The sequence below is a fragment of the Paraburkholderia sp. MM5496-R1 genome, from assembly GCF_050436205.1.
GTDB classification, from domain to species: Bacteria; Pseudomonadota; Gammaproteobacteria; order Burkholderiales; family Burkholderiaceae; genus Paraburkholderia; species Paraburkholderia tuberum.
In genome coordinates, this window is the sequence record NZ_JBNDLT010000002.1 from 1,593,728 (window position 1) to 1,607,674 (window position 13,947).

9 protein-coding genes and 1 pseudogene are annotated in these 13,947 nt (G+C 65.7%); 3 read left to right on the plus strand and 7 right to left on the minus strand.

The features are described from left to right. Window positions 1-17: 17 nt before the first annotated feature. Window positions 18-3,584, minus strand: a complete 3,567-nt coding sequence (gene dnaE / locus OKW38_RS14290; RefSeq protein ID WP_429336001.1) for a DNA polymerase III subunit alpha — start codon at window positions 3,582-3,584, stop codon at window positions 18-20. Between the two features lie 314 nt (window positions 3,585-3,898). Between dnaE and OKW38_RS14295 the strand changes: the two genes are divergently transcribed. Further along, window positions 3,899-4,762 (plus strand): sulfurtransferase, encoded by an 864-nt coding sequence (locus OKW38_RS14295; RefSeq protein ID WP_429361996.1) that lies wholly within the window; start codon window positions 3,899-3,901, stop codon window positions 4,760-4,762. A 52-nt stretch (window positions 4,763-4,814) separates the two neighbouring features. After that, on the plus strand, window positions 4,815-5,705 hold the full coding sequence (gene gluQRS, locus OKW38_RS14300; RefSeq protein WP_429361998.1) for a tRNA glutamyl-Q(34) synthetase GluQRS: 891 nt from the start codon (window positions 4,815-4,817) through the stop codon (window positions 5,703-5,705). A gap of 107 nt (window positions 5,706-5,812) precedes the next feature. On the opposite strand, the pseudogene OKW38_RS14305 reads toward gluQRS, so the two are convergent. The 6 genes and pseudogenes from OKW38_RS14305 to purT all read right to left on the minus strand — a co-directional run bounded on the left by OKW38_RS14305 (window position 5,813) and on the right by purT (window position 13,088). Continuing rightward, a pseudogene (locus OKW38_RS14305) lies at window positions 5,813-7,280 on the minus strand (DEAD/DEAH box helicase). 374 nt (window positions 7,281-7,654) lie between these two features. Further along, on the minus strand, window positions 7,655-9,091 hold the full coding sequence (locus tag OKW38_RS14310; RefSeq protein ID WP_429362000.1) for an aldehyde dehydrogenase family protein: 1,437 nt from the start codon (window positions 9,089-9,091) through the stop codon (window positions 7,655-7,657). Window positions 9,092-9,123: 32 nt separating this feature from the next. Continuing rightward, entirely contained in the window at window positions 9,124-10,776 is a 1,653-nt protein-coding gene (locus OKW38_RS14315) for an acetolactate synthase large subunit (RefSeq protein WP_090803661.1), read from the minus strand. A gap of 257 nt (window positions 10,777-11,033) precedes the next feature. Next, window positions 11,034-11,417 carry an MliC family protein gene (locus OKW38_RS14320; protein ID WP_429335996.1) on the minus strand — a complete coding sequence of 128 codons (384 nt, stop codon included), beginning with the start codon at window positions 11,415-11,417 and terminating at the stop codon, window positions 11,034-11,036. A 136-nt stretch (window positions 11,418-11,553) separates the two neighbouring features. After that, a complete protein-coding gene (locus OKW38_RS14325; protein ID WP_187611018.1) occupies window positions 11,554-11,766 on the minus strand; it encodes a DUF6726 family protein in 213 nt (70 codons plus the stop codon). A 107-nt stretch (window positions 11,767-11,873) separates the two neighbouring features. Beyond that, window positions 11,874-13,088 carry a formate-dependent phosphoribosylglycinamide formyltransferase gene (gene purT / locus OKW38_RS14330; protein WP_429362001.1) on the minus strand — a complete coding sequence of 405 codons (1,215 nt, stop codon included), beginning with the start codon at window positions 13,086-13,088 and terminating at the stop codon, window positions 11,874-11,876. A gap of 247 nt (window positions 13,089-13,335) precedes the next feature. Between purT and OKW38_RS14335 the strand changes: the two genes are divergently transcribed. Further along, the gene (locus OKW38_RS14335; RefSeq protein WP_090803653.1) at window positions 13,336-13,872 is read left to right on the plus strand and encodes an META domain-containing protein; all 537 of its coding nucleotides are present in this window, start codon (window positions 13,336-13,338) and stop codon (window positions 13,870-13,872) included. Window positions 13,873-13,947: the final 75 nt, after the last annotated feature.

Sequence of the window (13,947 nt, forward strand, 5' to 3'; positions counted from 1 at the left end):
CATACCGCGGACCGCGCTCAATACACGATTTCGATCGAGCTTCCCGCAAACTCGCCGCGCAGCGCGGCGAGCAGTTCATCGGTCGGCTTCACGCGCCACGCGTCGCCCAGACGCATTTCGCCTTGCGCATGCTCGCTGCGATAAACGACCTGCACCGCGAGCCCGTTCGGAATCTGCACCGCTTGACGCTGACGGCCGCCGTCGCCGCCGAAGCCGCCACGCCCACCGCCATTGCCGCGCGGCGCGGCCGCCGGCGCGGCTGTGGCGGACGGCTCGTCCTTGCCGGCGGTGTGCGCTTCGAGCACCCGGCGCAATGCCTGCGCGTCCGCGTTGCCGTTCATCTGCACCTTCAGCGAGTCCGCGTAACGGCAGCGCGCGCGGCCGAGATCCATCACCGTTTCGACCGTGAAGCGGATGCCGCCCGTGAACGCGTCGTTGCGCGCCTGGCCCTGCACGACCAGCAGCTCGTCTTCCTTGAACAACTGCTTGTGCTCTTCGAAGACCTCGTTGAACACCGTCACTTCGCACTGGCCGGTGCCGTCGTCGAGCAGCGCGATCAGCATCTTGCCGCGCTGGGTCATCTGCGTGCGCAGCGACACGATCACGCCCGCGACCAGCTTGTCGCGCCCTTCCTTCAGCTCGCCGATCTTCTGGCGCACGAAGCGACGCACTTCGTCCTTGTATGCATCGAACAGATGGCCCGACAGGTAGAAACCGAGCGCGGCCTTCTCTTCCTGCAGCTTGCGCTTTTCCGGCCACTCCGGTTCGTCGACGAGTTCGTGGCCTTGCGACGGCGCGTCGCCCATGTCGAACAGGCCGGCCTGCAGCGCATTGGCCGCCGCCTGCTCGGCCGCTTCCATCGCGAGCGACACCGACGCGATCAGCTGCGCGCGGTTCAGATGCAGCGTGTCGAACGCGCCGGCGCGAATCAGCGCCTCGATCGTGCGACGATTGACGATGCGCCGATCGACACGGTTGCAGAAATCGAAGATGTCGATGAAGCGGCCTTCCTCGCGCGCGCGCAGGATTTCTTCGATCGCGTTCTGGCCGCTGCCCTTGATCGCGCCGAGACCGTAGCGGATCGTGCGCGAGCGCTTGCCGTCGGCTTCGGCGACCGGCTCGAAGCGATACGCGGACAGGTTCACGTCCGGCGGCAGCACGGCCATCTTGTTCGCGAGGCAGTCTTCGAACAGGATCTTGACCTTGTCCGTGTCGTCCATCGCGAGCGACATGTTGGCCGCCATGAATTCGGCCGGATGGTGCGCCTTCAGCCACGCGGTGTAGTACGCAAGCAGCGCGTAGGCGGCCGCGTGCGACTTGTTGAAGCCGTAGCCCGCGAACTTCTCCATCAGGTCGAAGATTTCGTCGGACTTCTCGCGCGTGAGGCCGTTGGTGGCCGCGCCTTCCGCGAAAATTTCGCGGTGCTTGGCCATTTCCTCGGGCTTTTTCTTACCCATCGCGCGACGCAGCAGGTCGGCACCGCCCAGCGAGTAGCCGCCGATGATCTGCGCCATCTGCATCACCTGCTCCTGGTAGACCATGATGCCGTAGGTCTCTTTCAGAACAGGTTCGACGCGCGGGTCCGGATATTCCACCACCTCGCGGCCGTGCTTACGCGCACAGAAGCTCGGGATCAGGTCCATCGGACCCGGGCGGTACAACGCAACGAGCGCGATGATGTCTTCGAAGCGGTCGGGCTGCGCGTCCTTCAGCATGCCCTGCATGCCGCGGCTTTCCAGCTGGAACACGGCGACCGTATTCGCTTTCTTCAGGATCGAGAACGACGCCGGATCGTCGAGCGGCACCTGGGCGAGCGACCAGTCCTGCTTCGACGGATCGAGGCGGCGAATGTAGCGCTCGGCCCAATCCAGAATGGTCAGCGTGGTCAGGCCCAGAAAGTCGAACTTCACGAGGCCGACCGCTTCGACGTCGTCCTTGTCGTACTGGCTGACGACGCCGCTTTCGTCGCCCTGCGTGTACAAGGGGCAGAAATCGGTCAGCTTGCCCGGCGCGATCAGCACGCCGCCCGCGTGCATGCCGACGTTACGCGTCAAGCCTTCGACGCGCTGCGCGAGTTCGAGCAGCTGGTGCACTTCGTCTTCGTTGTCGAAGCGCTCCTGCAACAGCGGCTCTTCCTTCATCGCGTCGGCGATCGTCACGTGCTTGCCCGGCTTGAACGGGATCAACTTCGCGATGCCGTCCGTGAACATGTAGCCGAGATCGAGCACGCGGCCGATGTCGCGCACCGCCGCCTTCGCCGCCATCGTGCCGAACGTCGCGATCTGCGACACCGCGTTCGCGCCGTATTTCTCCTTCACGTACTGGATCACGCGATCGCGGCCGTGCTGGCAGAAGTCGATATCGAAGTCGGGCATCGACACCCGCTCCGGATTCAGGAAACGTTCGAACAGCAGGTTGTAGCGCAGCGGATCGAGATCGGTCACGCCGAGCGCATAGGCGACCAGCGAACCCGCGCCCGAACCCCGGCCCGGCCCGACCGGCACGCCGTTGTTCTTGGCCCAGTTGATGAAGTCCGCGACGATCAGGAAGTAGCCCGGAAAGCCCATCTTGATGATCGTGCCGCACTCGAATTCGAGGCGCTGGTAGTACGTCGGGCGTTGCGCGTCGCGCTCGGCCTCGTCCGGATACAACTGTTCGAGCCGCTTTTCGAGGCCCTCTTTCGATAGCTGCACCAGGTAGTCGTCGAGCGACATGCCGTCGGGCGTCGGAAAGAGCGGCAGCTTCGGCTTGCCGAGTTCGAGCGTCAGATTGCAGCGCTTGGCGATCTGCACCGTGTTCGCCAGCGCCGAAGGAATGTCCGCGAACAGCGTGGCCATTTCCTGTTGCGTGCGGAAATACTGCTCGGCCGTGAAGCGCTTCTGGCGACGCGGATTCGCGAGAATGTCGCCTTCGGAAATACACACGCGCGCTTCGTGCGCGGTGAAGTCGTCCGGCGTCATGAACTGCATCGGGTGCGTCGCGACGACCGGCAGTTTCAGCGATGCCGCGAGCGCGACCGCCTGCTGCACGTACTGCTCGCCGCCAGGCTGGCCGTAGCGCTGCAGCTCGATATAGAAGCCGCCTGGGAACACCTTCGCCCAATGCTGCGCGTGGCGCTTCGCCGCCTCTTCGTTGCCGGCCGCCAGCGCGAGACCGATGTCGCCCTGCTGCGCGCCCGACAGGGCGAGCAGCCCTTCGCCCAGACCGGATTCGAGCCAGCCGGCTTCGATTTCCGCGCGGCCGCGATACTGGTTCGTCAGCGAGGCCTTGCTGAGCAATTCGCAGAGGTTCAGGTAACCGCGGCGGTCCTTGACCAGCAGCAGCAGGCGGGAAGGCTTGTCGCGGTCGTCAGGATTGGTGATCCAGACGTCGCAGCCGGCAATGGGTTTGATCCCTTTGCCACGCGCTTCCTGGTAGAAACGGACGAGGCCGAACGCGTTGCCGAGGTCGGTAAGCGCGAGCGCGCCCTGACCGTCTTTGGCCGCCGCCGCGACGATGTCGTCGAGACGCACGATGCCGTCGGCAATCGAGAATTCGGAGTGAACGCGGAGATGAACGAAGCGGGGATCTGACATGGGCGACATTGTAACTCCACCCTTCCGCGGATTTCAGGTCAAAACGGCGCGTTGGCCATGCGGCCAGGACGAGGTCGGCGCGAGCGCTGTTTGCGCTAGCGCAACTCGTTAGCCATTCGGCCAGGTCGGGGAAAATGCCGGGTTGAGGGATAATAGAGGTTTCGCCTCTCTCGACGTGGCCATTTAACCGGCAAACGCGCGGCAAACGCGCGGCAAACGCGCGCGAACCCGCGCGTCAAACCCCGGGTCTCATACGGGGCGCAACAGCGGCGGCACATCCCGCCGCCCCTCGCCACGCCGGCCATCTTTACCGCAGAACACACATGAGTATCGTCAATCTCGCCGCGTATCAATTCGCGACCATCGAAGACACCGCCGCCTGGCGCCCGCTCGTCACCGAACGCTGCAATGCGCTCGGCCTGCGTGGCACCATCCTGCTCGCGCCGGAAGGCATCAACCTGTTCATCGCCGGCACGCGCGAGAACACCGACGCATTCATCGACTACATTCGCCACGACGCGCTGTTCGAAGGCAAGTTCGCGAATCTGCAGTTCAAGGAAAGCCTGTCGGACAAGCAGCCCTTCACGCGCATGCTGGTCAAGCTCAAGCGCGAAATCATCACGATGAAAAAGCCGGCGATCCGCCCCGAGCTCGGCCGCGCACCGTTCGTCGACGCGCCGACGCTGAAGACCTGGCTCGACCGCGGTCACGACGACGAAGGCCGTCCGGTCGTGATGCTCGACACGCGCAACGCGTTCGAAGTCGACGTCGGCACGTTCGACAACGCGCTCGACTATCGGATCACGAAGTTCAGCGAATTCCCCGAGGTAATCGAGAACAACCGTGCCGATCTCCAAGACAAGACCGTGGTGTCGTTCTGCACGGGCGGCATCCGCTGCGAGAAGGCCGCGATCCATATGAAGGAGGTCGGCATCGAGAACGTGTACCAGCTCGAAGGCGGCATCCTCAAATACTTCGAGGAAGTGGGCGGCGCGCATTATCACGGCGACTGCTTCGTGTTCGACTACCGCACCGCGCTGAATCCGCAACTCGAACCGACCGCGACCGCGCAATGCTTCGGCTGCCGCGCGGTGGTCACGCCCGAGCAACAGCAATCGCCGATGTACGTCGCGGGCAAGACCTGTCCGGCGTGCCATCCGGACAGCAAGGCCGCGTGCGCCGCGTAATGACAGCCGGGGGGCTCCGTGACGCGGGCGCCGCACCTGTCGTCCCCAAACCATGACCTATCGCGGACGCTTCGCGCCGTCGCCGACCGGCCCGCTGCATTTCGGCTCGCTGGTCAGCGCGCTCACGAGCTGGCTCGACGCGCGCGCGCAGCGCGGCGCGTGGCTCGTGCGCGTCGAAGATATCGACGGACCGCGCACGGTGCCGGGTGCCGCCGAGGACATCCTCGCGACCCTCGAACGCTTCGGCATGCGCGCGGACGAAACGCCGGTCTGGCAAAGCCAGCGCATGGCGCGCTATCAGCACGCGCTGGAGCAGTTGAAATCGACCGGTCTCGTCTATCCGTGCGGCTGCACGCGCAAGGAAATCGCCGATTCGCTGCTGCACGCGCACGCGCGCAACACTACACTCGCCTACCCCGGCACCTGCCGCACGGGTCTGCATGGCAAGCCGGCACGCGCGTGGCGCCTGCGCGTACCCGACGGCGAGCCCGCCGTGATCACGTTCGACGACCGCTGGCAGGGTCCGCAGACGCAAAATCTCGCGACCGAGGTCGGCGATTTCGTGCTGCGCCGCGCGGACGATCAGTGGGCATATCAGCTGGCGGTGGTGGTGGACGATGCGGACGCGGGCATCACGCACATCGTGCGCGGCGCGGATCTGATGGATTCGACGGCGCGGCAGATTTATCTGCAGCGTTGTCTGGGTGTGGCAACGCCCGAGTATCTGCATGTGCCGGTCGTCACCAACGAGCACGGCGAGAAACTGAGCAAGCAGAACGGCGCGACCGCGCTCGATAGCGACAAGCCGCTCGAAGCACTAGGCGCGGCGGCACGGCATCTGGGACTGAAGTTGGGAAGCGAGCCGCCCACGACGCTGGAGCAGTTCTACAGCGCCGCGACCGCGGCCTGGGCAAAACGGATGAACATTCGCGCATCCCGATGATGCGCACGCGTGAAGCCTGCTGCGTTTTCCGAGACATCGAACCGCGCGGCCCCACCGTTTTTACGCTCGAGGCGTTGCACCCCGAGCTCTGAACCCGACAGCCCGTCTTACGACGACGAAGGCGTCTTCCTCGGCATTCCGAAGCCACCGAGCAACGCGGCCAGTGGCCGCTGCGGCGCCGTCTTTTGCGGCGCGGAGTTCGACGCGGCCGTCTCCTCGATCTTGAGCACCGATGCCGGCGACGGCTCGTACGGCTTCAGGAAGAAATCGTCGACCGGTTGCGCGCGATGATGATGCGCACGGTCATACGAACCCGACGCCCCGCCCGGGCGACGGCGGCTGCGCTCGTCGCGCGATTCGCTGCGCTCGCGGCGCGGCGGACGGTCCTCGTGATGATGGCGCACCGGCGCCTCGACGGACAGCCGCTGCAAGTCGAGCGGACGCTTGATCAGCTTCTCGATGTCGGCCAGTTGCTTGCGCTCGTTCGGGCTGCACAGCGACAGCGCGTCGCCCGATGCACCCGCGCGGCCCGTGCGGCCGATCCGGTGCACGTAGTCTTCGGCGTTGAACGGCAGGTCGAAGTTGATCACAGTCGGCAGTTCGACGATGTCGAGACCGCGCGCGGCGACATCCGTCGCGACGAGCGCCTCGACTTCGCCGCGCTTGAACGCATCGAGCGCCTGCATGCGCTCGCTCTGCGTGCGGTCGCCGTGAATCGCGGTCGCGACCACGCCGTCGCGTTCGAGACTGCGCGCGAGCCGGCTCGCGCCGATCTTGCTGTTGCAGAACACGAGCACCTGCTTCAGGCCACGCTCGCGGATCAGCTGCACGACCGCGCCGGTCTTGTCGCCCTCGGCGACTTCGTAGACGATCTGCGTGACATTGGTCGCGGTCGAGTTGCTGCGCGCCACTTCGATGGTCTGCGGGTTGCGCAGATACGTCGCGGCGAGCTTCTTGATTTCGCCCGAGAACGTCGCGGAGAACAGCAGCGTCTGGCGCTCTTTCGGCAGCAGGTTCAGGATGCGCTGCAGGTCGGGCAGGAAGCCCATGTCGAGCATGCGGTCGGCTTCGTCGAGCACGAGCATCTGCACCTGGCCCAGGTTCGCGGTTTTCTGCTGCACGTGATCGAGCAGACGGCCCGGCGTCGCGATCAGGATTTCGACGCCGCGGCGCAACTGGTCCGACTGCGGATTCATGTCGACGCCACCGAACACGACCGCGCTGCGCAGCGCCGTGTGCTTCGCGTACGCCTGCACATTCGCGGCGACCTGGTCGGCCAGTTCGCGGGTCGGCGTGAGGATCAGCGCACGGACCGGATGGCGCGCCGGCGACGCGCTCGTACTGGCCTGCGGCAGCAGACGCTGGATGATCGGCAGCGAGAAGCTCGCGGTCTTGCCGGTGCCGGTCTGCGCGGCGCCCATCACGTCACGGCCCGCCAGCACGACCGGGATCGCCTGCGCCTGGATCGGCGTGGGCGACGTGTAGCCCGATTCCTTGATGGCCTTCAGGATGTCGGGCGCGAGGCCGAATTGATCAAATAGTCTCGGTGCTGGGCGTGACGGCTGTGTCGGACATGGTGGCTTTCGCTAAAAAGGCGCGTGGCGCGATGCGCGCGGCAGCGGTCGGGACCGCGGAGGGCATCAGGATGAAGGCGGAGCCACGTCGTTCCGCGCGAGACCCGTCTGAGTTCGGATAATGCGGCCGGCTCCGGCTGGCGGAAGCATCCGCCGAAAGCCGAGCATTGTAGCACTTCAGCAAAAACGCTCGTGACGGCTGGCCGGCCGGCGGCTCGCGGCCGTTGCTTCGGTCGCAGCGTAGTGCGCACAGACGACAGTGGCGTGACAGCCGGGCACTTCGGCGGGCGGCGCGCGGCGTTCGTCAGCCGTCCCCGCGCCCGCACCGGCCCCATTGCGAACGGTCGCCCGCCCCCGCTCACGTCAGATCGCCCCTCACCACGTCTCGCGCATCACCATCAGCCGCATCTCGGTCATGTCCTCGATCGCGTAGCGCACGCCCTCGCGCCCGAGCCCCGAATCCTTGACGCCGCCATACGGCATGTTGTCGACGCGGAACGACGGCACGTCGTTGATCACGACGCCGCCCACTTCGAGCGCATCCCACGCGCGATGCGCATGCGCGAGCGAATCGGTGAACACGCCGGCCTGCAGGCCGAAGTCGCTGTCGTTGACCTGCGCGAGCGCCGCCTCGAAATCATCGAAGCGCTCGAGTATCGCAACCGGCCCGAACGCCTCCTTGCGATACAGATCGGTGTCGCGCTTCAGGCCTTCCAGCAGCGTCGCCTCGAACATCGCGCCGTCGACCTTGCCGCCCGCGACGATCTGCGCGCCCGCCTGCACCGCCCCCTCCATCCAGCCAGCGAGCCGCTTCGCTTCCGATTCGGAGATCATCGGCCCGACGAAGGTCTTTTCGTTCTTCGGATCGCCCATCACGAGCGACTTCGTCTTCGCGATCAGCTTCTCGCGCAGCGCGTCGTAGACGCTCGTGTGCGCGAGAATCCGCTGCACGCCGATGCAGCTCTGCCCCGACTGATAGAACGCGCCGAACGCGAGCCGGTCGACCACGTAGTCGAGCTTGCCGCCCTGATCGCCATCGACGATCGCCGCCGCGTTGCCGCCCAGCTCCAGAATCACCTTCTTCTTGCCGGCTTTGCGCTTCAACTCCCAGCCAACCGCGGGCGACCCGGTGAACGACAGCAGCTTGAAGCGCTCGTCGGTCGTGAACAGGTCGGCGCCGTCGCGATGCGCGGGCAAAATCGAGAACGCGCCCTTCGGCAGATCGGTTTCCGCGAGAATTTCGCCCATGATCAGCGCACCGACCGGTGTGCGGCTCGCCGGTTTCAGCACGAACGGCACGCCGGCCGCGATCGCCGGCGCGACCTTGTGGGCGGTCAGGTTCAACGGAAAATTGAACGGCGAGATGAACGAGCACGGCCCGATCGGCACGCGCTTCACATAGCCGTGATACCCGTTCGCGCGCGGCGAAATCTGCAGATTGATGATCTCGCCGTCGATCCGCACGCTCTCCTCCGCGGCGACCTTGAACGTATCGATCAGGCGCGTGACTTCGCCCTTCGAATCGTTGATCGGCTTGCCCGCCTCGATGCACAGCGCGAGCGCGAGTTCGTCGTAGCGCTCGCGAAAGCGCTTCACGCAGTGCTCGAGCACCGCCTGGCGCTTGAACGGCGGGTAGGCGCGCATGGCGGGCATCGCATCGACCGCCAGGCCGATCGCCTTGTCGATCGCGGCCGCGTCGGCCATCGCGACGCGCGTGGCGACTTCGCCGCTGAATTTGTCGGTGACTTCGAGATCGGTGTTGGCGGCCACCGGCTCGTTGGCCAGGTAGTACGGATAGGTTTTCTGCAACATGTCGCACTCTCCTTGATTCGATGCACGGATGCTCAAAGCCGCGCGGACAGCCGCTTGATCTCGCGATTGAGCACGCGCTCGTTGTCCGAATAGTCGATCGGCACGTCGATCACGTGCACGCCGGGCGTCGCGAAGCACTCGCGCAACAGCGGCGCGAACTGCTCGGCCGCCTCGATCCTATGCCCCTGCGCGCCATAACTCTGCGCATAGGCGACGAAATCCGGGTTCGCAAGCGTCATGCCGTAGTCCGGGAAGTTCATGTTCTCCTGCTTCCAGCGGATCATGCCGAACGCGTCGTCGCGCAGAATCAGGATCACCAGATCGAGCTTCAGCCGCACCGCCGTTTCGAGTTCCTGCGAGTTCATCATGAAGCCGCCGTCGCCGCACACGGCGATCACCTTGCGCTCCGGATGCACGATCTTGCTCGCGATCGCCGACGGCAGCCCCGCGCCCATCGACGCCAGCGCGTTGTCGAGCAGCAGCGAATTCGGCTCGTGCGCGCGGTAGTAGCGCGCGAACCAGATCTTGTACATGCCGTTATCCAGACACACGATGCCGTCGACCGGCGTGGTCTCGTACACGTCGTTGACGATCCGCACCGGGTACATCGGAAAGCGGTCGTCGTGCTGGCCCTTCACCAGATGCGCCTCGAAGTGCTCCTTGATCTCCTTGAAACGCGTGAAGTCCCAATGCTCCTGACGCGTCTTCAGGCTCTCCTTGAGCTGCCACACCGCGTTGGCGATATCGCCGACCACTTCGATCTGCGGGAAATACACCGGATCGACTTCGGCGCCGAGGAAGTTCACGTGGATCACGGTCTTCTCCCCCGCCTCGCCGCTGCGCATGAAAAACGGCGGCTTTTCGATCACGTCGTGACCGACGTTGATGATGCAGTCGGCGTGCTCGATCGCTCGGTGCACGAAATCGCCGTCGGAGAGCGTCGCGTTGCCGAGCCACATCGGATGCGATTCGTCGATCACGCCCTTGCCCATCTGCGTGGTGAAAAAGGGAATGCCGATCTGGTCGACGAACTCGCGCAGCATCTTCGTGGTGGTTTTGCGGTTGCCGCCCGCGCCGATCATCAGCAGCGGATGCTTCGCGGCGGTGATCGCCTCGACCGCGCGCGCGACCGCTCTCTCCTCGGCGACCGGACGGCGGCTGTAGCTCTTCGGAATCGGCTTGCCGTCGCCCTCTTCGTGCGCGACGTCCTCGGGCAATTCGAGGTGGGTGGCGCCGGGCCGCTCCTCCTCGGCGCGGCGCACCGCCTCGCGCACCGTCGCCGGAATGTTGCCGATCGACACGATCTGCCGTGTGTACTTGGTGAGCGGCTCCATCATCCGCACCACGTCGACGATCTGGAAGTGCCCCTGCTTGCTCGATTTGATCGGCTTCTGGCCCGTGACCATCAGCATCGGCATCCCGCCCAGCTGCGCGTAGGCGGCCGCGGTCACGAAGTTGGTCGCGCCGGGGCCGAGCGTCGCCAGACATACTCCCGTGCGGCCGGTGAGCCGCCCGTAGGTGGCGGCCATGAAGCCGGCCGCCTGCTCGTGGCGCGTGAGGATCAGACGGATTTTCGAGCGGCGCAGCGACTCCAGCAGATCGAGATTTTCTTCACCGGGGATGCCAAACACATACTCGACACCTTCGGCTTCCAGCGATTTGACGAACAGGTCCGATGCTTTCATTGAGGGTCTCGCTTGATGACTCGGGGAACGGACAATCGAAGACGACAACGACGGCTGCGCGCGAAACACCGCTTCGCGCGCGCGGCATGGCAAACGGCATGGCGAACGCCATGCCGGACAGCTTACTACTCGAACGGAAACGATGCGCGCGAGCGCACGAGGCGGCACGGGGGACAGGAAGCCAGGCGCGAGAAGAAGCAGGCGGCGGTCGGGGGTGAAGCCGCCGCATGCGGTGCACGTGTCCGCCGATCAGCAAATCAGCGAATCACGGTCACGCAGTCGGAGAGAATCGGCGGCGCATTTTCGCCGCTCGTCAGGTCGTACAGGTTGGCGCGCGGACCCTTGGTCCACCACGTATAGCTGCCGGCCTGGTACTTCGCACCGGACGCCGAGATCGTGTTGACGAACAGCATCGACGCGCCTTTCACCGGCAGCACGGCGAAGCTCTGGCCGTTCCGCGCGTTCCAGTAGGTGACTTGCAGGATCTTGCCGGTCGCGCAGGTGTATTTGCGCGTCTGATGGTTCTTGCCCTCGATGTGCTTGAATTGCAATGGCGCGGCCGATGCGCCGCCGGAAGATGCCGCCAGCCAGGCCACCGTCGATGCTGCTGTCGTGAGGATTGCAACACGCCATGTCTTCATCGAATACCTCGATTGTTGCGGGGGTCAGGCAGGGAGGGCAGCACCGGCCGCGACGCCGGTCACAGCCGAGCCACGGCCGAGTCACGGCCGAGTCACAGGCAGCTCATGGGCGATTCACGGACAGCTCAACGACGCTTCAAGGATCGATCACGCCGGCACACGCATCGGTCGGCGCAGCGGCGACGTGGCCGACCACCGGCACGATCTTCAGTCCCGCCGAAGCGATCCGGCACGGCGCGGCCGCGAGCCCGCAGCCGCTGATGCCGGCGCTCAGCGCGAACGCCACGCCGAGTGCGCCGACCCGGCGAAGCGCGCCGCGCCATGGATTGCTGCGAGATTCAAGCGCCATACGATCCTCTACTCCGATCTCTTTGCTTCGATAAACCAGAAACGAATGCGGTGGGCTCTTTCGTGTGCGTCCCGCACACTTTTGCGCCGCGCCTCGCCGCCTGCCCGTTAGTTCGCCGACACCGGCCGCACCGCGGCCGCCGCCTGCCTGGCACGCGAGCGCGCTTCCCCGATGTTCTCGCCGGTCGCGAGCGCGACGCCCATGCGACGTTTGACGAAGCTTTCCGGCTTTCCGAACAGGCGCAGATCCGCATTGGGCACCGCAAGTGCGGCCGCGACGCCTTCGAACGCGATGCCGGCCTCGTCGCGACCACCGTAGATCACCGCCGACGCGCCCGCCGCACGCAGCGACGTATCGACCGGCAGGCCGAGGATCGCGCGCGCGTGCAGCTCGAACTCCGAGAAGCGCTGCGAGCACAGCGTGACGAGCCCCGTGTCGTGCGGACGCGGGCTGACTTCCGAAAACCATACGTCGTCGCCGCGCACGAAAAGTTCCACGCCAAACAGGCCGCGGCCGCCGAGCGCCGCCGTCACCTTGTGCGCGATCTCGCGCGAACGCTCGAGCGCGAGCGGGCGCATCGGCTGCGGCTGCCACGATTCGACATAGTCGCCCGCGACCTGCACGTGGCCGATCGGATCGCAGAAGTACGTGCCGACCGCGCCGCTCGCCGGGTCGATCGCGCGCACGGTGAGCTGCGTGATTTCGTATTCGAAGTCGATGAAACCCTCGACGATCACGCGCCCGAAATTCACGCGGCCGCCCGCCATCGCGTACTGCCAGGCGGGTTCGACGTCGGCGTCGCTGCGCAGCACCGACTGCCCCTTGCCCGACGACGACATCACCGGTTTCACTACGCACGGATAGCCGACCTTCGCGATGCCCGCGCGCAGCTCGTCGAGCGAATCGGCGAATGCGTACGGCGAGGTCAGTAGACCAAGCTCTTCCGCAGCGAGGCGGCGGATGCCTTCGCGGTTCATCGTCAGTTGGGTGGCACGCGCGGTCGGGATCACCTCGGCGAGCGCCTCGGTTTCGATCGCGGCGAGCTCGTCGGTGGCGATCGCCTCGATTTCGGGGACGATCAGATGCGGGCGCTCCTGCTCGACCAGCGCGCGCAGCGCGGCGCGGTCGGTCATGTCGATCACATGCGCGCGATGCGCGACCTGATGGCCCGGCGCGTTCGGGTAACGGTCGACGGCGATCACTTCGACGCCCAGCCGTTGCAGCGCGATGATCACTTCCTTGCCGAGTTCGCCGGCGCCGAGCAGCATCACGCGCGTCGCGGATTCAGAAAGGGGCGTGCCGATCCGTTGGCCGATCTGCATGGGAACTCCAGATAAAAGTCGGGATGAGGGTGGGATTGGACAGACCGCGATGTTAACATGCGGGCCCCTTGCCGCGCGGCGCTCAGGGTGCGCTTTGGGTGCGCTCGCGAGGCCGTGGCGGTCGAGCGGAACCGTGCCGCCGCGTCGACGTTCGCAGCCGCGATCACGTCACCGCGAGCATCGCTCGCGCACGACAAGCTTAGTACGTTACCCTTACGCCTTCGCCAGTTTGAACAGGAACGACGCCATGCTCATCCGCTCCCGCCCGCGACCTCTTGCGCGCATCATTCCGTGCCTGCGCACGGCCGTCGCCGCGTTGAGCATCGCCGCGCTGCTCGGTGCCTGCGCGATCCCGAAGCATCCGGACTCGTCGGCGCCGCCGCCTGATCCGTTCAATCCCGCCGCCGTGCAACTGCTCGACGACACCAGCTGGGTGTTGAGCTCGTGGAAGAACGCCGACGGCACGGCGCGCGCGGTGCCGTCGAAGGATCAGAAGCCGCTCACGCTGACGTTGTCGACCGAAGGCGGCCGGCGTCACGCGAGCGGCTTTTCCGGTTGCAACCGCTTCATGGGTTCGTACATGCTGAAGGACGGCAAGCTGAGCTTCGGTTCCCTCGCCGGCACACGCATGGCGTGCGTCTCGCCGGGCGGCGACATCGAGAAGCCGTTCCTCGATGCGCTCGAGCGCATCGATCGCACCGGCGTGCAGATGCGAGCGCCGCAGCAGATGCAGCTAATCCTCGACAACGGCGACACCCTGATTTTCGATCGCAGCGACAAGTGATGCGAGTTTGCGCCGCGTTCGGGATTTGCGCCGGCCTTCGAAGCCGCGCGCTGCGCCGTTTAAACTCGACGGATT

Coding starts and splice junctions, on each gene's coding strand:
- dnaE (WP_429336001.1), bottom strand. CDS start 3,584: ATGTCGCCCATGTCAGATCCCCGCTTCGTTCATCTCCGCGTTCACTCC.
- OKW38_RS14295 (WP_429361996.1), top strand. CDS start 3,899: ATGAGTATCGTCAATCTCGCCGCGTATCAATTCGCGACCATCGAAGAC.
- gluQRS (WP_429361998.1), top strand. CDS start 4,815: ATGACCTATCGCGGACGCTTCGCGCCGTCGCCGACCGGCCCGCTGCAT.
- OKW38_RS14310 (WP_429362000.1), bottom strand. CDS start 9,091: ATGTTGCAGAAAACCTATCCGTACTACCTGGCCAACGAGCCGGTGGCC.
- OKW38_RS14315 (WP_090803661.1), bottom strand. CDS start 10,776: ATGAAAGCATCGGACCTGTTCGTCAAATCGCTGGAAGCCGAAGGTGTC.
- OKW38_RS14320 (WP_429335996.1), bottom strand. CDS start 11,417: ATGAAGACATGGCGTGTTGCAATCCTCACGACAGCAGCATCGACGGTG.
- OKW38_RS14325 (WP_187611018.1), bottom strand. CDS start 11,766: ATGGCGCTTGAATCTCGCAGCAATCCATGGCGCGGCGCGCTTCGCCGG.
- purT (WP_429362001.1), bottom strand. CDS start 13,088: ATGCAGATCGGCCAACGGATCGGCACGCCCCTTTCTGAATCCGCGACG.
- OKW38_RS14335 (WP_090803653.1), top strand. CDS start 13,336: ATGCTCATCCGCTCCCGCCCGCGACCTCTTGCGCGCATCATTCCGTGC.